Origin of the sequence: Abyssibacter profundi, from assembly GCF_003151135.1 — a bacterium.
GTDB classification, from domain to species: Bacteria; Pseudomonadota; Gammaproteobacteria; order Nevskiales; family OUC007; genus Abyssibacter; species Abyssibacter profundi.
The window spans coordinates 82,113-102,638 of record NZ_QEQK01000006.1 but is presented as its reverse complement, the minus strand read 5'-3'; the positions used below and the strand labels follow the sequence as shown (position 1 = coordinate 102,638).

The window sequence follows — 20,526 nt, the reverse complement described above, 5'->3', positions numbered from 1 at the left end:
CTGTTATTTGACGAAGTACGTCCAACCGATCAGAAAGCTGACGGTGCTTGCACTCACATCGGTCTCGTCCCCTCCAAACTCACCGGGTGTCGGCACGAGGAAGAACGACGAGCTGGATCCGCCCTGGTTAAAGGGCCGGACGCTGGAAAACCGCTGGTAGTCGGATTCATTGGCAAAGGTGTAGGACAAGCCAACCGACAACAGGGATTTTTCGGATGTGCGCGAGAACCCGACGGTGATGTTGTTGTTGTCCCAGGTCGTGATGCCCATGTCGTAGTTGTTATTGTTCAGGAACAGGCTGGGGTCATTCGGCGCCCGGTCGAAGGCCGATTTATCCGTGCGCGCACTTACGTAGAGGGTGTATCGATTGCTGACGCGTTGTTCGATGCCAATGGCGAAGTTGGTCACGCTACGGGCTCTGTCACGAACCTCCAGAACCTCGTCGGCATCGACCGGTGTATTGGCATTGCCCAGCACCAGGTTCTCGGAACGGGCATCGACCACCGTGTAGGGATCAACCTTGTCAAACCATTCTGCGGCCAACGCAAGGCGCGTCTGGCCCAGCAGAAACTCGAGGCCAAAGGCAACGGACATCGGGTTCTCGTATTCGGCGTCCAGGTTGTCCTGGCGGCCGTCGAGCAGCTGATCACCATTGTTGGCCTGGATGGGATTGTTGATGTCCGAGAACACCAGCGAGCTGGACCCACTGCCCGACAGGGACACACTGGGCGTGGTCAGCGTCAGGCCCGCCTTAATCCATTCCCAGTCAGCCGCAACGCCCAGCTTGAGCAGCGCTCGCAAATTCTGGAATTCCACCGCTCGGTTGTAGGCCTGCGTGGCGGCCACATGGGTCACCTGGTTGGCCGCCCGGGCGGTCTGGGCGATGAGTGACGACTGACTGCGGTAGGCCGCATAGGCCGTGGCGCCGACAGACCAGCGATCCGATAGCAGGGTCCCGTAAGACAGGCCGGCCCAGTACTCGCTGAGGTTGCTGCTGTAGCTCATCTGGCCGCGGTAGTCTTCCAGCTGGCCGCTGGATTGCTCGCCAAACGCTGGTTGGCTGTTCCCGCCCGGCATGTCCACCGTACGGCCGCCATAAAGTAAATCCTGGGAGAACTGCAGCCGCTCGGACATTTGTGACCCGCCCGACTGACGGGCGAGCACGCTGTAGCCCAGCTTCACGTCATTGAACAGGACTGTCCCGCTGAGCAGCAGGGGTACCGAGCCAGGCTGCGAGGATTCCAGAGGCCGCCCCGTCTCGGCACCGTCTTCGATGCTGATGGAGCGCACCTGGTAGGCATCGGCGTTGATCGACAGGGTCAGGTCGGGCACGTAGGCCAGCCCGGCCGGGTTGTAGTACGTGGCGCTGGTGTCCCGGACTCCGGCCACCATGGCACCACCCATCAATGCCGAGCGTGTCCCGAACTGGTTGGTCCAGTAGTGGTACTCCTGCGCGGAGACCACCGATGTCAGCCCCAGTACACAAACCCCCATTAGCCAACGGCTTCCGGCCGTCACCCGCATGCAATCAACCATGTTCCGCCCCGCTCCCTTGAAACTGAGCCGCAGCCCCCGCGCGGCTCATTGCGTCTGCTGAACATAGCGCGCGGCCGACGCGTTGCAATCATCCGAGTCGATGAAATCTGCTCCGCGTCTCAGTTCTGTCGCCAATCGACGACAGCCACCGCTGGGCGAGATCGCCGCAACTGCAGGAACAAAGGGCGTTTTTCTGCGGATAAACGGTACGAAATCGGGCTGTTCACCATTTGCTGTTTTGGAGACTCGGTTCACCTGCCCGCAGCGGCTATCTCGAAGGGTTTTGCTGCGATTCCCGCAGCGTGGCCTCGCACGAGACTTGCCTCAGCCGCTGCATCAACCCCTGATGGCGGACCGCCGCGTTGTCACATGCCCAGCCCGTTCACCCCGCAAAACAGCCCGCCATGACTCGTCTACCACCCAAGGCCAAGCGCCTGATTGCCGTTGGTGGCGGCAAGGGCGGCGTGGGCAAAAGTGTGGTCGCCATTGCACTGGCGACGGAATGGGCGCGCCGGGGGCGCCGCGTCGTGCTGGCCGACCTGGATCTGGGTGCGGCGAATCTGCATAGCTATCTGGGCATACATCACACAACGCCGACACTGGCCCGATTCCTCCGCCGGGAAACCGACACGCTGGATGGTCTGCTGGTCGAGTCCGGTCAATCCGGTCTCCAGCTCTTGCGTGGGGCCGATGACGTGCCCGGCCTGGCAACCCCCCAGCACTGGATGAAGCTCAAACTGCTGCGCCACATCCGGGCGATCGACGCCGATGTCGTCCTCCTGGACCTGGGCGCCGGTACAGCCTTTAACACCCTCGATTTCTTCGGCGCCGCCGACCTCGGGCTGGTGGTCACGGAACCTCAACCGGCTGCGGTCATGAACGCGTATGGGTTCATCAAGGCCGCGTTCCACCGCCGCCTGCAGGCGGTGTTCCGTCACCACCCTGCCCTGGCCGATGCCGTGGAATTCGACCTGGCGGCCCCGGAGGATCAGCGCCAGTTCGGTGTCGACTGGCTGCGTCAGATGGCAGCCGATGTCGCTCCCCAGGCCACGGGGCTGATCGACGAAATCGCCCAGGCCTTCAAGCCGGGGCTCATCATCAACCGCAGCCGGCCGGATGATGACAACAAGCTGGTGAACAATCTGCTGACGCTTTGCCGCAACCGGCTGGGACTGTCCATCGAGCAACTGGGCCAACTGCCGGCCAACGATGCCATGCGCCGGTTCCAGTTGAATATTCCAGGCTTTCTGCAGCAACCGACGGCGGTCGATTTACACGCGTCTGTGCAGCGCATCGTCCGCCAGCTCGATAAGGCGTCTGCTGCTCAGCCCTCCACACCGCCTGATCTCAGCGAAGCCGATCAACACCGCCTTCAGCAACTCCTCGACACGCTCAACACCGAACAATTGCAGGGGCGATCACGGGATGCCTGGAAGCTGCGCGTGTTCTTCCGACCGCAGGATGTGATGGCATTGCTGGAGTCGCATGGCCATTCGGCCGATTCGCTAATCCAGAACTGAACCGCACGCCCCCGGCGAACACATCCTCACTCGCCCCGGGGTGACTGGGCCAAAGCCCGGGCCTGGAAGTATTGCAGCCGCAAGCGCCGGGCATGAAAGACCAGATGTCGCCAGACCGGTTCGCTCGCAAAGCGAATTTTGAGATGCCCCATACCCGCGCGAATCTGCTGGGGACGCAGCCCGGCCACCACGTCGATACGCAGCTGACGCCCTGCCTGCATGCCACGGTCTTCGACACGGCTCAGCGAGGCCGTGAGGTCTTCATCCAACACCCGATGGCGGCCTGGCAGCCGCAATGACAGACGATAATCGCCCGAACGAAAGCGCTGGGCATACGACTCAGGGAAATGCCCAACCAGGGCGGCCGAGGGCCCGGTCGGCAGCAGACTGCCCAGGCGGTCACCCGGGTTCTGCCAGTCGCCAGGGCGTAGCGACGGGTCGGGCATGAACTCACCCGCCCGTGCGGCTGATACGGATAGCGCCTCACGTTTGGCCGCCACCACCGCTGCAATGTCACGGGCAGCGCGCCGTCGCTCGCTGGCCGCCTGCGCCGCCACGGGCTCGCCGCCGCGCGTTGCGTCCATCGCGGCCTCGCTGACCTGCACCTCTTGTTGGGCCAGCGTCACGGCGCGATCCAGCTCAGGATTCCGCAGCAGCGCCAACAGGCTGCCCGCCTCGACCGGCCCAGGTGGTGACAAACGCGTGAGCACACCCGCCTCCTGGGCCCTGACGGCATAAGCCCCCTGCACGTCCAGACTGACGGGGAGCGTCAGCCGATGCGGCAACGGCAGGCACAGCAGGCCAAACAGCGCGAGGATCAGCCATGGCCAGCGCCGACGCAGCCACGCCCGCCCGGTGCCAGCACCCTGCGATGGCTTTGACGCCCCGGCCAGCCGCGGGATCACAAACATCAGCACCGCCCCCCAGCCCACGGCCAATGCACCCAGGCCGTAATACCGTGGCAGCAGCATCCAAGTGATGAAGGCAAGGATATAGACCTTGTAGATCAGGGCTGCCACGGCAAACAGCAGTTGTGGCCATCGAGTGATGGCCAGGACCTGTGCGGCCCTGAACTCCCCCCGCCCCAGCGTGCTCATCAGCCGGGACAACGCCACGCTGCTCTGGGCGTGAAAGTTGCGCCGGTACAAGCCATCGCTGAGGGCGAAGTAGCCGTCCAGCTTCATCAAAGGGTTGAGATTGAACAGCAGCGTTGACAGCGTGTTGAACAGGAAGACATGACCAAACAGCTGCTTCTGCCAGGGACTGTCTGTCAGGTGCCAGGCCACAAAGGCACAGAGCCCGATGGTGACGTCGGCCAGCAGTCCGCCCAGACTGATGATGATGCGCTGTGTCCGGGTGGCTGTGAGATCGGCGCGGGAACAGTCCACAAACGGTAGCGGATACAGCGCCACGAACATCATGCCCGCCCGACCGACCCGCACCCCGAAGCGCGTGGCCGCCAGCACATGACCCAGCTCATGGAACAATTTGAGCACCGGCGCCAGCAGCGAAAACGCCAGCAACGCATCCACCGAAAACACCTGATCCAAACTGCCGGTCAGCGCGAACTGGGACTGGGTGGCCATGACGCCGCAGAGCAGCATCAGGCCAGCCAGCATCAGCGCCCCCGGCCATCCATAGGCCAGCGCGGCGATCCGTCGCAACCGAGGCTGATACGGGGCGACCTGCAGCAACGGCAAGCTGAAGAACAAGGGATTGAATCGAGGCCGGCGACGTTTGTGTGCGGCCGTCCTTGCGGCATCGATTTGCGTCAGCATCGACCCGACCGCTGCTGTGTCCAGCGCCTGCGGTCGTTGCCCCGATTGCAGAGCATCGCGTGCCAGCAGGAATTGCTCGGCCTGACGCGGCGGCATATCCATGGCCTGATCGGCTGCCGGGTCCCACAACAGGTAGCGATGCCGCCGGGCCTCCGGCGACAAGCGAAGCGTGGCCTCGGCTAAAGGGGCAGTCCGAGGTACTTCCATGCGGCCAGTTGCAGGTATTCGATCGCCGGTCGGGTCCAGACATAGATGCGCGGCCGTCGTGGACCATCTAGCCGCGCGAAGCCGGTCAAGCCCTTGAACAGCAAGTCATCGCCTGGGGCTGACGGCCCCGGTCGTTCGACCGCTGCCAGCAGCTGTGTGATCGACTGCCCATCAGGCTGGCTACGCGCCACCGGGTGCGTCAGAACGCGAATCGGAAACGCCTGCCCGATCACGCCCCGGACCACGAGATCCCCCGACATGCCGGGCTCGACCTGCGCCGCGTCTGCTGCACCGAGGTCGATGAGGACATGCATGTCGGACCCGAATTGCAGTTCAGCCACGAAGTCGCCCACCGATTTCAGGGCGCCGAGCTGATCAGGCGTCAACACATCGGCAATGCGTCCATCCGCGGGCGCTCGAATCTCGAGTTCCTGAAGCCGGCGTTGCCCCTGCTCGACCTGCAGGGCGGACACGGCCTCACGTTGCTGCAGGATCCGATATTCCCCGTAATCACCACGTGACAGCGCTTCCTTGGCATTGAGCGACTGCAGCATCGCATCCAGCGAGGCCTGCAAATCGGCCTCGATGAGTTCGGGTGCGGTCATGCGAGCCAACACATCACCGGCCCGCACCTGATCACCGACACCAACGTGTAGCGCTGCCAGCTTGCCGGCCTGCGTCGCAACAATCACCTGCGAGTCCGCCGGCACCAGCGTCGCAGGCGCCCCCACTTCCATCGGTATCGGCCAAAGCAATACAAGGCCGAGAACTGCGAGGACGCCAGCCAGGCCGCGACGCGACCGCAGGCGACCGACCAGCGATGCGCGCGGGGCCGCCCTGAGGCTGAGCAAATCGACCAGCTCCAGACCTGTGGCCTCGTCCACATCCGCGGCGACAAACAAGGCCACCCCAGACCCCGCGGGGAGGAACAAGGAGAAACCCGACAGGCCGTGCTCCTCCAGCAGCAACCGCTTGTCGAGTTCCGACGGCTCATCCCCCCAGGTCTGGCTGGATCGCAGGCATCGCTGGCCCTGAGCCACGAGCTGCGCGACGAACACGTGCAGGCTGTCCTGGAGCTTGCCGGTATTCTCGGCCGTGAGCTCGCACCACAGCACCCGGTCGCCCCGGAGCTGCAGCAGGCCGACGCCGGGCCAGCCGGTCTCACGCCCAAGCGTCAGCCGCATCTCACCCAGCCAGGCGCGGGGCCGCCCCGGCGTCTGCCGCATCACCGCGCGCAGACGATCCATCACCGCCCGCCCGCTGCCAGCTCGCGAGTCTGCCGACGATTCCACGGGTGGCACTTGTGCGGTTGGCAGGGACCCAGCAGCAAGCCGCCGACTAGCCTCGGTGTAGCGTCGGATCAAGGCGATCTTTCCAGCGGCGGTGCCGGCGGGTCGCAGTACCCAGACATGCGACAAAGCGCCCAGTGCGGAGACCCGAAGCAGCCAGAACGCCCCGGATTCGATCAGCTCCGGGCGCGCCTTGCTCTCACGCCCCGCCAGGCCGTCAACCGCGGCAATAACCGCCGCGGATTGCAGACCGAGAATCGGCTGGTAGCGGCCTTCTGCCGTGCTGCCAAACAACGCCACGAACGCATCATCCATGCGCGCCGGCCCCGCTGCGCCGGAGTCCGGCAGCTCATCAGCAGGCAGCGCTGGTGCGGGTTCAGGTCTGGATGGCACCAAAGCGGTCTTCGTAGACTTGAATCGAGCGCGCGAGTACCGCGGCCAGCCGTTTGGCCGCGTGTGGGTTGAGCACCATCCGGTGCGTCAACGTCACGTCCAGTTCGCCGTCCTGAGGCATGCCTTTCCAATTCTGATGCAGCCCGAACAGCAGAAAGAACTCCTCGCGGGTGGCCGTCGCCGTCGCGATGTTGGCGTAGGTGCTGACAATGCTGCTGTCATCCCAGTTGATCTTGACGCCATCCACGCTGGCGCCCCCTTCGGGGTTGGTTGGTGCTTCTTCGCTCACGCATCGACTCCTTGACTTGCGTTGAATTGACTTGGCCGGGACTAGGCCGCCTGCGGCACAGCAGACTCGGCCGGCGGCTGGGCGGCGCCCTGGGATGCACCGGTTGCATCGAGCAGCTGCCGCAACATGGCGTCCAGCAGATAGCGATCCAGTGCAGATAAATCACTGGCCAGCGCGGCTCTGATTTGCTCGATCAGCGCTTCACCCGCCAGCCCGGTCATCAGCGCGCCCGACATCTCCACCGATGCGAGCTCAGCCAGCAGCAGCGCCAGCGATTGATCGGAGGCCTGTGACGCAACCTGGTCTAGCAGGGCCTCAGTTCGGTTGCGGAGCAGCTCGGCCATTGAATCGGCAAAGCCATCATCAGCGGAGCTGTCGGATGCATCTGGATCGAAACCGAAGCGGCGTTCGCGCTCCTCCAGCGCCCCGCCGGTCACATCGTTGACCTGGCTGATGGAAAGCACATCCTGCGCCCCCAGACCCGGGAAGTTCACGGTCACGACGTCCAGGAACCGTTCGGCGTCGAACACGCCGACCGAGTCATCCGCGGCAAAGTCCGCAACCATGTAGATCGCGGCGGAATCTCCGGCTAGGTAATCCTGCTCGGTATTGCCAAAGAACTGATCCGGCCCGAGCCCACCAATGATGATGTCGTTGCCGGCACCGCCAATCAGGATGTCGTTGCCGCCCTGATCGAATGGCAAGCGACTTTCAAACTGCAGTTGCTCTTGCTGAGGCTCGCCAGTGCGATCGATTTGGTAGTCCCGAGTGACGATGAAACTGTCACCTGCGAGCAAATCCTGACCCGCCTGGCCGTCCAGCCGATCCGCGCCGAATCCACCCAGCAGCAGGTCGCGGCCGTCTCCGCCAAGAATCACATCATCAAACCCCAGATCGGACCTGACATCGGCCAGACCCTGAACCCGCTCGACCAGACTGGCGCTTGCATCAACGTCGGTTAGCGGCATGAATTCAAGGCTGGATAAGTCGCCGATAAGAATGTCATCGGATTCGGAGCCGGTGATCTCGTCTGCGCCACCCTGGCCCATCAGCACCGAATCGCCGATGCCGGTCGACGACAGGCGATCCGCCGCCCCATCGTCGGCCGCCAGATTCTCGAAGAACACGGCGTCGGTCCGGTTCACAAAACCCACCCGGGCGTCGTCACCAATACCGAGATCCTCACCTGCCCCGACCTCGATCTGATCCGATCCGGCCCCGCCCAACACGATGTCGTTCGCGGCACCCGCATCGATCACATCGTCGCCAGAGAGCCCGGAACTCAGCGTTGCGACCGTCGCCTCGCTAACGTTCGTGGCCGCATCCAGCCGGGCCAGGTCGCCGGTGATGATGTCGTCGCCCCCGGCGCCGCGCACGGTGTCGCCCCGCTCACCGGCGATGATGATGTCGTGGCCGTTGCCGGTCTGAATCGAGTCCGCGCCCCCGGCCGTATTGGCGAGCGACTCAAGCTGTTGCCACTGGCCCCCGGCGAAATGCAACGAGGCGCTGTCTCCGAGGACAATGTTGTTGCCGCCAGCTGCGCTGATGTCATCACCAGCCTCGCCGCCGAGCAGGATGTCATGACCGCTGCCGGCCTCGATGCGGTCGGCATTGCCCTGGGCGCTGGCAACGGAATCCACACGGGTCACGGCATCCAGAATTCGGATGCCATCGACATCGGCATGATCGCCGATCAGCAGATTCGAGCCGTGAAGATCGCTCAGCGTATCGGGCTGGCCATCGGCACTCCCGCCGCCGACCAGAATGTCACGCCCCATGCCGCCGACAAGCGTGTCGGCGCCCTGAAGATCGGAATCCACCGCTGCAGCGCGCATGCGTTCGATGGCACCGCTGGAGGTGACGTCCACCTGAGCGAAGTCGCCGATCAGTAGGCTGGCGGATGCACCCCCCGTCACCTGATCCGACCCCGCGCCGCCCAGCGCGAGGTTGTTTCCCCGACCTGTGATCAGCGTGTCGGCGCCGTCATCCACTTCGGCCAGTTGTACCGTCAGCGCCGTGCCAAAGCCGCCGATCAACTGCTCGGCGGCGATTTGCTGGCCCGAGCGATCGATGATGTCGAAAACCCCACCGGTGAGGATGTCGTCACCGGTGCCACCATGAACCAGGTCATCGCCCAACCCGCCCATCAGCAGGTTGTCTCCCCGCTGACCGTAGAGGTGGTCGACACCGCTGCCACCCAAGATGACGTCATCGCCATCGGCACGGGCCATGGTGTTCAGCGCACGATCCTCCGTTTCACCGCTGTCACCCAGCGACTCTGAATAGCCGTACACGGTATTCGCGCCATCGCCCAGCACGATGAGATCCGCACCGGCCCCGCCCTCGACCAGAACCTGATCAGCGGCTGCGCGAATCACATCGTCCCCTGCACCGGCAAAGATCTGCAGCGATTGAGCCTGCGCGGTGGACGTAATCCGGTCGGCACCACCGCCGGCGAAGACCGTGTGAGATCCGCCACCAAGGTTGATCTCGTCTGCCGCGGCCCCAGCCGTGTTCTGGGACTGCACGGTGAAGTCCGCCATAAAGGCAGCCATCGCATCCGCGTTGTCGCCGCCCTGCCGTAGGGCCGCACCCGAGCTGCTCCCGGTATCGGCCATCAAGTCGTTAATCAGCTGCTCGGCTGCCGACTGCGAGAATCCACCGCTGGCAAAATTCGCGAGAAATGCATCGCGAAGCTGGTAGTCCTCTGCCCCGAAAACGACGGTGTTGCCGCCGCTGGCATTGATGATGTCCGCGCCGTCGCCGCCAAAAATCCAGTAGGTGCCGGTCGCACCCTCGGGGATGCTGATGCGGTCGCTCCCTTCGCCGGCGAACACCACATGGAATCCATCGCTGGGCAGCACGAGCGTGTCCGTACCCTCGCCGGTCGCGACCAGCGTCGACAAGCCGGACGCCCCGGACAAATCGATCAGGTTATTGCCCTGACCCGCCGGAATGAACAGCGACTGGGTATGGTCTGGCAAGGCGAAACTGCGGGTTTCACCATTGTTGTCGTAGCTGACCTGTGAGCCGTTAACCACGATGGACTCATCGCCATCGGTGGTGATTTCCGACAGGGCGGAGGCCGTACTGGTCCCGACATTCAGGTTGACCTGACCGCTGGAACCATCACCCGCCATCGTCGCAAACTGCTCCGGCAAATCCGCACCACCAAAGGTCTCCTCAATCGTGGGCACCGTAAAGATCGGGCCATCAAAGGTCAGCGGGCCAAGGATGGCCTCGTACACGGCATCGATGTCGATCAACAAATCGCCGATGAAGGCGATCTCAAGAAACTCCAGAAGATCGGGCGAGGATTCGAGGACGAACTCCGCCAACGCAAGAATCTCGGGAATGCGCAACTGGCCATCGTCGTTCGGGTCGTTCAGACCGGCTGAAAGCGCCAGCTCGCCATCAATGCCGCCGAAAATACCGGCCACCGGCGTACCAAAAGCCGGGATCACGTAGTCACCGGAGAACGCCAGATCCAGCAAGCTGCCGTCACCGCTGTTGATGAACAGGCCATCGAGCAGCCGGATCGGGTTGTAGCTTTCCAAAAAGCCGCTCACGCCCTGCAAGTCGTAGCCGACGTTGAAGCCGAAGAAACCCAGCAATGAGAACACGCTGGGACTATCGGCCACCGCCTCGACCAGATCGCCTGCCAGCGAGCCGAAGCCCAAGGGCAAGGCATCGGAGATCAACTCGGCCGCCTGCGCTCCGGGATCCCAGTCAATGGCCATGTCGATGAGCGAAAACTGCACATCAACCAGCGCCACATCCTCGAAATTGCCCAGCAACAAGGCCAGTGCATTGCTGGGGTCTGCCAACAAAGGAATGGTCAGCAGCACGCCCCCGTTACGCTCACCGAACTCGCCAAAGGTGTTCTGGGTTCGCGCGGTTAATATCCCGTCGGACAGGCCCAGACCGGAGGTGGTCACCGACCCCTCGGCCAGGGCCTGACCACTGGGCAGCAAATCGAAATCACCGAAGATGAAGTTGCCGCCATCGGCGGCGAACTCTATCGCCAATTGGCCGATGTCTGCCGCGATCTCGGCGACTGTCAGCGGTGTCCGGATGATCGGGAACGCTGCGCCCAGGGCATCAATCGCGAAGCTGATCGGCGGCACGCTGATCAGTTCCAACAACCCGGCGATGGGCTCCAGATAGGAGATGATGGGGTCGAGGACTGGAGCGATCAGCGCCTCGTAGAGCTCATCGAGACTGATGCGGACATCACTGAACTCCAGCGCATCGATGACGAACAGGTCATCGGCAGCCGTGTCGAAGGTCGCCTGGAAGATCAGATCGGTGGCGACCTGGGGCAGAATCGACACGCCGCCCAGCTGGACGGAGCCGCCGGTCAGCGGGTTCAGAATCTGCGCGCCCAGCTGCAGATTGACATCGACCTCGGCCGAAAAATCAATATCGACCAGCTCGCTGACAATGATTTCGTGGACGCGGACCGTGTTCTCGAAGCCGACGACCGATTCATTCACCGTCCCGGCAGCCCGGATGATCTCGATACCGCCGAAATCGCGTTCCTCGACGGTACCTGCGGAGCCGAACAGGTCGACCTCCATCGCAGCCACCAGCTGAACCACGCCTTCTTCACCGTTCTCGAAGTCTGGCGGCAGCACCAGCTCTCCCTCAGCAAGCTGGTCCTGGCTTGGCACGGCAACCGCACTCAAACCCAGGACTTCGGCCAGCGTGAATGAGCCCTGGAACGTGTTGGCATCCACCGAGAAGGTGACGGAAATTTCTTCCTGATCCGTATCGTTCAGCAGGAAGAAGCCCTGGCTGTCGATACCGAAACCGATGTAGGCATCGAAGCTTGCCGCCAGATTAATCGCCGATCCCTCTTCCAGCTCGATCTCGAATCCGGGAATGCCGAAATCGAACCCGATATCCAGGGCTTCGTTGAACAGCTCGCCCGAGAAGCTGAACGCACCGTAGATGAACGAGTCGGCCGTGCCGCCGCTGGTGTCCAGAAAGGCCTGGATATATTCGACATCCTGCGTACCCAGCAAGCTGTTGAACTGGTCGTTCATGAAGCCGGTGAGCAGGTCGACCGTGGTCGGCAGGTTGCCGTCGGCATCCGGCATGGTGGCCAAGGCGATGGCCGGGTCCAGGATCGCCGCACGGATGTCGTCAAAAATCGTGACGGCTGATGCCAGGTTGCCACCCACGATCGGCAAGCTGAGGTCGCCAAGAAAACCGCTGATCGCAGATTCCACCGAACCCAGCAATGAATCGACGCCGTCGAGAATCGTACGTGGATTGTTGAGCACCTCCAGCACGTTGAAATCGCTGAAGAACTCGCTGAGATCCGGCAGGTTGAACGACAGGCTGTCTTCGCCCAGCCCCTGACCCTGGGCCAGGTCGACCAGCACACCTCCGAAAATGTCTGACAAGTCGGCCGAGGCCAATCCCGCGAGGCTTTGTGCGCCATCGGTCGCGATCAATTCGGCCGCGACAAACAAGCCATGCTCGGCCGCATCGAACAGCCCGAGGCTATCGGCCAGCGGGATGGCGGCATCGATGCCGACACTGGCATCCATCTGCAGCAAGTCGGTCAATTCGGAGATGACGGTACCCTGGCCGGTCAGCAAGGCATCCAGATCAAGCTGTCCTGAGAATGCGTCGCCATCAATATCGCCAAAACTCACCGCGATGCGCGCCGGGGCACCTGAACCGTCACCCGCCCCGATCAGGGCGTGACCATCAACCACAGCGGCTTCCAGCGGGCCCAAACCCAACAGGATGTTCAGATCCGGCACCCCAGCCGAAAACTCCACCGACAGGCTGGTCTGCTCGGTGTCGATGAATGCCCGGATCGGCGATTCGGCATCATCCACAGCGCTGTCTTCGCCGCTGCCCTCCTCCATCGCGGCTCCACTGGTGCGGCCACCGGCAGCGGCCGCGCCACCTGCTGCAACAGCGCTGCTCACGAGCAGCGCCTCGTCGGTGGCTGGTGCCTGCTCCGGCGCCAGCAGTCCGCTCAGATCCAGACCAAAGGACAAGTCCAGCGCCACGGTGGCATCCACCGCCAGCGCAGCCTCGCCCCGCGTGTCCGTCATGTTCGAGATGAAATCGGCCACGCCCTCGCCCAGCGTGCTCTCCAGCGCGCCACCCAGCAGCGAGACCAGATCCACCGACAAGGGCACACTAAGGCTTTCGCTAATGAAGCTGAGATCCAGATCAACAGCCAGAATCGAGGTCTGGGCATCGAATGCGAGCCCGACCGCGGTGTCGCCGAACACGCTGCCCAGAGCAGCCTCCAGGCTTTGCAACGTCACCTGCTCGCCGGCATCCAGCTGGTCCAGCGCGCTGACGAAACCGCTGCTGAAATCCAACAGATCCAGCAGGTTGAATCCGAGAATCGGCAGGTCGGTGGCCAGGAACTCAAGGTCTTGCGCCAAGCGATCGGTCACCGCCTCCAGCACGTCGGCCATTGCCGCCAGGACATCGATGACCTCGCTGGCATCGAAACCTTCCAGCAAGGCATGGTCGAGATCGCCGGCCCCATCGGTTGCCTCGGCTGTCGTTGCATCCGGCTCCGATGCCACCGTGAAGGTGTCGGCGACCAAGGGCGCACCCGACCATTCGATTGGCGCGGTCGATGCCCCCGTCGCGGCCTCGTGCGTGCCGAAGGCGTCCGCGACAGGCGCCAGCGTCAACTGAGCCGCCGCTGGTTTGTCACTCGCGGCCTGCTCCGGTGGCGATTGATTGCTAAGCGGGGTGCCGGTCGTCGAATCTGACACCGGTGCCAACGTGAGCGACACCGGTTTACCCGACGATCCGCCCACCTGCGTCGCCTCGCTCTCCGGGGAAACCGCAAGCTCATCCGGGGATTGCGACCAGTGATCGGCCGTCAGCACATCGACCACGGGATCCAGCGCGCCCAGGGAAATCGGCTCGCCGGTGAGCGGCGCTGAATGCGCGGTGACCCCCGGCTTATCGCCCCCATCCAGAGCGGCCATCAGCTCCTGGGCAATGGCGTCATTGTTGCGGAACGCCGTGTCCTGCAACTGCTGCAAGACAAAGGCATCCAGTTCAGATTCGAACGCCACCGTGGCGGCTTCGAACGACGCCAGCCATTGGCCCGCTCGTCCCAGTTCGGCCGCATCTGCCGGGACTCCGGTCATCGACTCCGAGGCCTGCGCATCGCTCAGGCGAGCCGACTGCACGGCATCAGTGGCTGCGAGTTCGTCCGATTGTGACCATGCCCAGTCAAACGCGTGGCCCGCCGTGTTCTGATCGGGCGCATCGGGAATCACGTGGTCGAATCCCAGCCCCCCCGAACCCAAATCGATGACCGCATCCAGCAGAATGCGGGGCTCCATCGCCACCAATCCATCCTCGACAGCGGTTTCAGTTGCGCCAGCCTTTGTCATGCTCATACCCCGACCCCGCTACGCCCAACCTGCCCGCCCAGTCCTGCCCGGCTCATCGGGAAAAACTGCCGGCCAAGGTCTCATCCGAGACCGCATGCGCCACGGGCTCCGCAATGGCGTCACGCGCGATCATGCGGCATCGCATACCGGGGAAAACATCCGGTCCGCTGAGTTCGTAATACACCCGCATGGTGTCCGAGGACGTGTCGGCGACAGGAGAGATGTAGTCAAAGCGGGGCTCAACAACGGCGGGATGGCGCGAACCGGCGAGCACCACATACTGGTGCGGCTGGCGACGCAGCTGTTCGACCATCGCAACCGGCGCATAAACCTCGACGCGCATGGGTTCGACCACGATGAGTTCAGCCACAGGCGCACCCTCGACCGCCTCACCCGCGTGGAGTAGCGCCTCGCTGATCATGCCTGCGGCCGGTGCACGAATTTCACTTTTCTGGACGACCAGCGACATCCGACTGGCTTCAGACTCGGCGAGTTGGAGGGATTCCCGCTCACGCTTGAGCTCCTGACGGGCAATCCGCAGCTCAGCCTCGGCCTGCTCATATTCGACAGGCGAAATCACGCCCTGCCGAAACGCATTGGTGGCACGCTGGAACTTGGTGTCCGCTGCCTCCACCCGAGCCACCGCCGCCTCCAGTGCCCCGCGTGCACGCGCCTTGACGCGAGCCGAATCCAGATCGGCCGATGCGATATCGGCATCGATTCTCGCAATCAGCTCGCCCTGTTCGACGTACTGACCGGGCTTGACCAGCACCTCAGCGAGCACGCCCTCGATGGGCGACGCCAGCTTGATGGTCTTGGACGGATGGATTGCGCAATCCATGCCTTGACCCGCCCGCTCCGCCGCCTGCGCTAAGCCCGTCACGGCTCCCCAGGCGAGCAACAGCCCACCCATTCCTGCCCACCGCCTTACGCTCGTCATGGCTAGAACATCACCTCGATGGGTTCTCCGATGAGGTAGGCCAGCCGGACCCAGGTAGTGAGAAACGCATAGCGAGCCTGTTCTGCACGGGCCTTGGCCAGCTCCAGCTGCAGCGAATGCCGCAGCACCAGCATCTCGGTTCCGAAGCCTGTTCCAGCTGCTTTTTCGGCACGCTCGACCAAGGCCTCGCTGGCTTCGATCACGGCGTCGGCCTGGGCCAGCACGGCATGCTCAGCCGCCAGCCTGGGCATCAGCGTGGCCACCTCGACCTCGATCTCGCGGAGCAAGTTGGCCTCGCGCAGCACGGCCTGGTGATACTGGCTTCTGGCTTCCCGACTCGTGTAACCGCGGCCACTCGCATTGAGCAGTGGAATCGCAAGCCGCAGTCCGATCGTGTTGTCAAACGTCTCCGAACCCCCTCCGAAACGACTGGCCTCACGATCCTCATACTCACCGCGGAAAAAACCGTCCAGCGTGGGCACCAGTTCGCTGGCACGTTGCTGTTTAAAGCTTCGCAACGCGCCCAGTGTCTCCAGGCGTTGCAGGTTCACCCGAGGGTTGTCGGTCAGTGCTTGCCGGATCAACGATTCGACAGAGCCGCTGTCGACTAGGCGGTGCACCTCCTCGCTGACCTGCACCGGAACCAGCTGGTCAATGGGGTGGCCGGCCATTCGGCTCAACTCAACCAGCGCCATCGAGTACTGGGAGGACAGGCTGATCTGTTCGGACTGGGCCGCACCGATTTCGAGGGCGATGAGGTCGCTGGCGTCCCCGGTTGCGAAACCCGTGTTCTCCAGCTTCTGTTCGTTCTGCTCCTGCTCACCCAGCAGCTTCAGTCGCTGCTCGACGCCATCGAGCTGCGCTTTCTTCTCCAAGGCGCGTAGATAAGCCGTCACCAGTGTGTAGACCACCTCGTGTGACTCGGCCACCAGTGCAGCACGAGACGCCGCGCGCTCGCCCTCCGCAATATGCAGTCCGCGAATACGGGCCAGATCGAAGATGGGTTGCACCAGCTCCAGCTGCGCCACCAGCGTCTTGAACGTTGCGTCGCCCTCCTGAAACACCTGGTTGTCGGTGTTGATCACCGACTGGTCTACCTGGGCAAACTCGGTGGATGCGGTGATGCGGGGCAGATAACTCCACACCGCATTTTTCTTCGCGTAGTCCGCCTCGACCACCTGCTCCCGTGCGGCAGCCAGCGAGACGTCACGCTTGAGGGCCAGCGCGATGGCACGCTGAATCGATACGCCAGACGTGATCGGTGACCAGGCCTGGTAGGTTCCCAGCAGATGCAGATACGGCTCGGAGCGGATCAGCTGCTCGTCGGCGTCCTGCAATTGGCGCTCGACAATCGCGGGGCCGTCGGGGTCGGCGTGCTGAGCCGATGATGCGATGTCACCGCCTGCCCCCGTATCCTCCGCGGCCGACACATAGTCGACAGGTAACGAAAACGAGAGCACTCCGCAGATCAAGCAAGCCTTTCCCCAGGGCATCGCTGACGATCCTTTGCATTTGTAGGTGACGCCAAGGACGCTACTCCAAAGGATGTGAAAGCGAGGTCAAGTGCGACGAGATATTGACGCAGGCCCCTCAGAATCGCCCTCCACCCTATCGATCGACAGGTGACGGCCTGCGCGCGGGGCTTACACTGCGGACACACTTGTTGTTGATGCCAAACACCTGATGACCGCAAACGATCACGCCGCTTCTGATACCTGCTTCACCCTATCCGTGGACAACCGGGTCGCGCATATCCAGCTTTGCCGCCCCGAACGACGCAATGCCATGACGCTGTCGTTTTGGGATGAGCTGCCGCGACTCGTCGAGCAAATCGAAGTGGACGGCAGCCTGCGGGCGATCGTCCTGTCATCCACCGGCCCGCATTTCTGTGCCGGCATCGACCTGGCCGTATTCCAGCAGATCCAGGCCGATAGCGAACAAGGTGGGGCCTTCGCGCTGTATGAAAAAATTCGACTGATGCAGTCAAGCCTAAGCTCGCTGGAGCGCTGCCGCCTGCCGGTGCTGGCCGCGATTCAGGGCGGTGCGATTGGTGGTGCGGTCGACCTGCTCACCGCCTGCGACCTGCGCTACTGCTCCGCGGGCGCCTTCTTCACCATCGAAGAAATCAATGTTGGCATGACGGCAGATGTGGGCACCTTCCCCCGCATCCTCAAACTGCTCCCGGAAGCCGTGGTCCGCGAACTGGCTTATACCGGCGCGCGACTCACGGCCGAGCGCGGCGAGCGGCTGGGCTTTGTAAATGCGGTCCTGCCCGACCACGAGGCCGTGGTCGCCCATACGCTGGAAGTTGCCGCGGAGATTGCCCGCAAGGCCCCCCTAGCCGTGCATGGCAGCAAGAAAGCCATCACCTGGGGTCGCGACCACTCCACCGAAGACGGACTGCAGCAGATTGCGCTGTGGAATGCCGGCTCTTTGAGCTGGCGAGACATTCAGGAAGCCATCGCCGCACGCACGCAAAAGCGTCCTGCCGAATTCTCCGACCTGCCGGGGAAGCGAGACCGGCTGGGATCGTGACCGTCAGACCGGGCCCCATGCAATACCGGCGGGCACGCCATCGGCTCCCGCCACCGGACCCGGCGTGGAGGAAGGCCGGCGCCACGCGCGCCGACTCGCAATCAGCGATGATGGCGCCTGCACCTGCACGCAGAGGAAGCGCCTGATGTCCCGAGCTGCCGTCGCCATTTACGGACTGGTCTGCTACGCGATTTTTCTGTCTGCTGTCGCCTACCTCATGGGTTTTGCAACAACGCTCGCGGTGCCCAAGTCGGTCGATGACGGCCTGGTGAGGCCCTGGCCAATCGCCCTGGGTATCAATGGTTTGCTTATTGCTTTATTTGCGGTACAGCACACGGTCATGGTCCGACCAGGTTTCAAACGCGTGTTCGAACGCTGGCTCCCAAGGGCCTGCGAGCGCTCCACCTTCGTGCTCGCGTCCAGTCTGGTGCTGTTGCTGCTTTGCCTGCTGTGGTCCCCGCTGCCCGGCACGCTCTGGTCGATCGATCACCCCTGGCTGCGCGGGCTCTTGTGGGCGGGTTGTGGCTTTGGCTGGGGGTTGGCACTGCTTAGCACCTTCCAGTTTGACCATTTCGGCTTGTTCGGCCTGCGCCAAGCCTGGGAGTACCCGCGCGGCTCGCAGGAAACCTCAGCGTCCCAGTTTGCCGTGCCATGGCTGTACCGCTGGGTGCGCCACCCGATGATGACCGGGTTTTTGATCGCGCTGTGGGTGATGCCCGACATGAGCACCAATCAGGCTTTGCTTGCGGGCGGGTTTTCGCTCTACATCTGGCTGGGCACCCTGCACGAAGAACGCGGGCTGATCCGTGAGTTTGGTGACAGTTACCGACAGTACGCCGCAAGCACGCCGCGGTTCTTCCCCCGCATCCTCCGATAAAACCCGGCGTAAGCGGCCGGGGGACGCGCTCCGGAACTGACTTAGCATCGATGCAGCCATGCCCTGTCCACACGCCACGACCTCCGGGCGAACGGACACAGGCTTGGAGGCCGCGCGGCCAATCTGCTTCGCGCCCCAAACCCACGCAATGATTCGTGCGCCTTCCCTGCCGAAGCCCGGCTGATCGCGCGAGCAATGGCCGCGCGACACCTCGAATCTACGAACGCACCGGAAACGGTACGGGCATCTCGGGGTGCAGGGTGTCTACTAGCGGGACCACACCGGGCTCGGCGCGGGCATAGCCACCCAGCCAGTCCGTCACCCATTGGGGATCGCGCTCGCGGCGCGGATTGTGGCCAGGCAGCGCCGCACGAAACAAGAAGGGGAAGACATAGCTGACAAAGGCCCACATCCATTGGGCCAGTCGCAGCCGCGACCGGACGCGTCCCCATCGCCCTTCTTTCTTGAGAATGACCTTGTAGCCACGCATGGCGAATCGCATCACATCGAACGAACCGTGAAATACGCCCAGCATTCGTGCCAATCCATTGATGAACGTCGGCTTAAACAATGCGCAGTAAACGTCGTAAGCCACTCGCTTGTGCTCGGTTTCTTCCACCATGTGCCACAACACGAATGACACGGCACGAGGGTCAGCTCCAGCGAACAGCTTGATGCGCTCCTCGATCAACCACTTGGTCACCCCCAGCGTCATGGACTCGAAGCCCGCGGTGTAAGCCATCCGCGTGCGTAGAGACCGCCGGGAGAGCTTCGCGTAGGAGGCCTTCATCTGCTCCTCGACGGCCGCCAGTTCCGGGTAGCGCTTACGTTTGAGCAGCGCGTTGAACCGCCGATGCGCCTGAAAATGATGCTGTTCCTGGGTGTTAAACGCCCGCCCCTGCTCCTTGATATCGCCGTCATCCAGCCGTTCCACCGCCGCGCGCATGGTGCGGATCAGAAATGGCTCCAGGTACGGCATGGTCAAGGACGCACCATTGAGCATCGCCACCAGCTCGGGTTCGCCTGGAATCCATTGGGGATCCAAGTCCTCCGGGAATTCAAAAGGAATCTTCCTGGGTTGCGGGACCGGATCGGACGCAAGCAGATCCGGGGCTGTCTCGATTTCGTTCATCTGTCGTCTCCTCTTATGCCCGTCATCGTTGGCCGGGCGCCTGGCTGGCTTCGACGGTCGCATCCAAAACCTCGACGCAGACCGGGGTGCCACCTGAGCACCCTGACGCCTCTGAAGGGCGTTGATCGTCCCGGCGCTCCTCACGGCGGCGATGACTTAAGATTAACGACGTTAATTTAATACCGTCAACTTTTTAGGGACCCAACAGGGGTGGCATCGGCATACGTCTGGTACGGCGGGTGCTCGATCAGGAGAACCGTAGATTCGAAGGGGCCTTCGACGGTGCAGCCGGCGCTGCGGGTAACCGACGGCTCGCCCTCGCCCGGGATGTCCAGAGGCTCATTGTCCAGCCCGACGATTCAGCCGATGAAGGCCAGCGGAGCGTCCGACGCTGCGCCAAGGATCAGCCCGGCGTCGAAAGAGCTCGCGGCAGCCACGCCCGCCCCGACCAAGCTGCAGGCAATTTCATCAACCGCTGCGACCCCAGCGCACACGAAGAACGCGAAGAACGCGCCGATCTGCGTATGGAAACCATCAAAAAACGAGGCAATTCCGCTCACCGCGGTCGTCATGGCAAGCAACGATAGCCGTGGGCGCAACGCAATCATTCGCTTGACCGACGCACAGGAGGGGTTT

General features: G+C 63.1%; 12 protein-coding genes. 3 read left to right on the top strand and 9 right to left on the bottom strand.

Annotated features, from left to right (window positions below; translation table 11 throughout):
- Positions 1 to 3: 3 nt before the first annotated feature.
- Positions 4 to 1,494: a PorV/PorQ family protein gene (locus DEH80_RS08180; RefSeq protein WP_109720011.1), complete on the bottom strand. Its 1,491-nt coding sequence runs from the start codon at positions 1,492 to 1,494 to the stop codon at positions 4 to 6.
- Between the two features lie 446 nt (positions 1,495 to 1,940).
- Here DEH80_RS08180 and DEH80_RS08175 point away from each other — a divergent pair, with 446 nt between their 5' ends.
- The gene (locus tag DEH80_RS08175; RefSeq protein ID WP_109720010.1) at positions 1,941 to 3,056 is read left to right on the top strand and encodes a nucleotide-binding protein; all 1,116 of its coding nucleotides are present in this window, start codon (positions 1,941 to 1,943) and stop codon (positions 3,054 to 3,056) included.
- A gap of 26 nt (positions 3,057 to 3,082) precedes the next feature.
- Here DEH80_RS08175 and DEH80_RS08170 read toward each other — a convergent pair whose 3' ends face one another.
- The 6 genes from DEH80_RS08170 to DEH80_RS08150 all read right to left on the bottom strand — a co-directional run bounded on the left by DEH80_RS08170 (position 3,083) and on the right by DEH80_RS08150 (position 16,839).
- Entirely contained in the window at positions 3,083 to 5,041 is a 1,959-nt protein-coding gene (locus DEH80_RS08170; protein ID WP_133249171.1) for a site-2 protease family protein, read from the bottom strand.
- On the bottom strand, positions 5,014 to 6,723 hold the full coding sequence (locus tag DEH80_RS08165) for an efflux RND transporter periplasmic adaptor subunit (protein ID WP_133249170.1): 1,710 nt from the start codon (positions 6,721 to 6,723) through the stop codon (positions 5,014 to 5,016). Before DEH80_RS08165 ends, DEH80_RS08170 begins: the two co-directional genes overlap by 28 nt.
- On the bottom strand, positions 6,707 to 7,012 hold the full coding sequence (locus DEH80_RS17130) for a DUF3467 domain-containing protein (RefSeq protein WP_165831365.1): 306 nt from the start codon (positions 7,010 to 7,012) through the stop codon (positions 6,707 to 6,709). The genes DEH80_RS08165 and DEH80_RS17130 overlap by 17 nt, the downstream gene beginning before the upstream one ends.
- A 41-nt stretch (positions 7,013 to 7,053) precedes the next feature.
- Entirely contained in the window at positions 7,054 to 14,412 is a 7,359-nt protein-coding gene (locus DEH80_RS08160) for a beta strand repeat-containing protein (RefSeq protein ID WP_109720007.1), read from the bottom strand.
- Between the two features lie 46 nt (positions 14,413 to 14,458).
- Positions 14,459 to 15,247, bottom strand: a complete 789-nt coding sequence (locus tag DEH80_RS08155) for an efflux RND transporter periplasmic adaptor subunit (RefSeq protein ID WP_165831364.1) — start codon at positions 15,245 to 15,247, stop codon at positions 14,459 to 14,461.
- A gap of 101 nt (positions 15,248 to 15,348) precedes the next feature.
- On the bottom strand, positions 15,349 to 16,839 hold the full coding sequence (locus DEH80_RS08150; RefSeq protein ID WP_109720005.1) for a TolC family protein: 1,491 nt from the start codon (positions 16,837 to 16,839) through the stop codon (positions 15,349 to 15,351).
- Positions 16,840 to 17,029: 190 nt separating this feature from the next.
- Here DEH80_RS08150 and DEH80_RS08145 point away from each other — a divergent pair, with 190 nt between their 5' ends.
- Together DEH80_RS08145 and DEH80_RS08140 are read left to right on the top strand one after the other, a co-directional pair.
- Positions 17,030 to 17,881, top strand: a complete 852-nt coding sequence (locus DEH80_RS08145; RefSeq protein ID WP_109720004.1) for an enoyl-CoA hydratase-related protein — start codon at positions 17,030 to 17,032, stop codon at positions 17,879 to 17,881.
- Between the two features lie 145 nt (positions 17,882 to 18,026).
- The gene (locus DEH80_RS08140; RefSeq protein WP_109720003.1) at positions 18,027 to 18,758 is read left to right on the top strand and encodes a methyltransferase family protein; all 732 of its coding nucleotides are present in this window, start codon (positions 18,027 to 18,029) and stop codon (positions 18,756 to 18,758) included.
- A gap of 217 nt (positions 18,759 to 18,975) precedes the next feature.
- On the opposite strand, the gene DEH80_RS08135 is transcribed toward DEH80_RS08140, so the two are convergent.
- Positions 18,976 to 19,890, bottom strand: a complete 915-nt coding sequence (locus DEH80_RS08135; protein WP_165831363.1) for a metal-dependent hydrolase — start codon at positions 19,888 to 19,890, stop codon at positions 18,976 to 18,978.
- 359 nt (positions 19,891 to 20,249) lie between these two features.
- On the bottom strand, positions 20,250 to 20,498 hold the full coding sequence (locus DEH80_RS08130) for a hypothetical protein (RefSeq protein ID WP_133249169.1): 249 nt from the start codon (positions 20,496 to 20,498) through the stop codon (positions 20,250 to 20,252).
- Positions 20,499 to 20,526 lie beyond the last annotated feature (28 nt).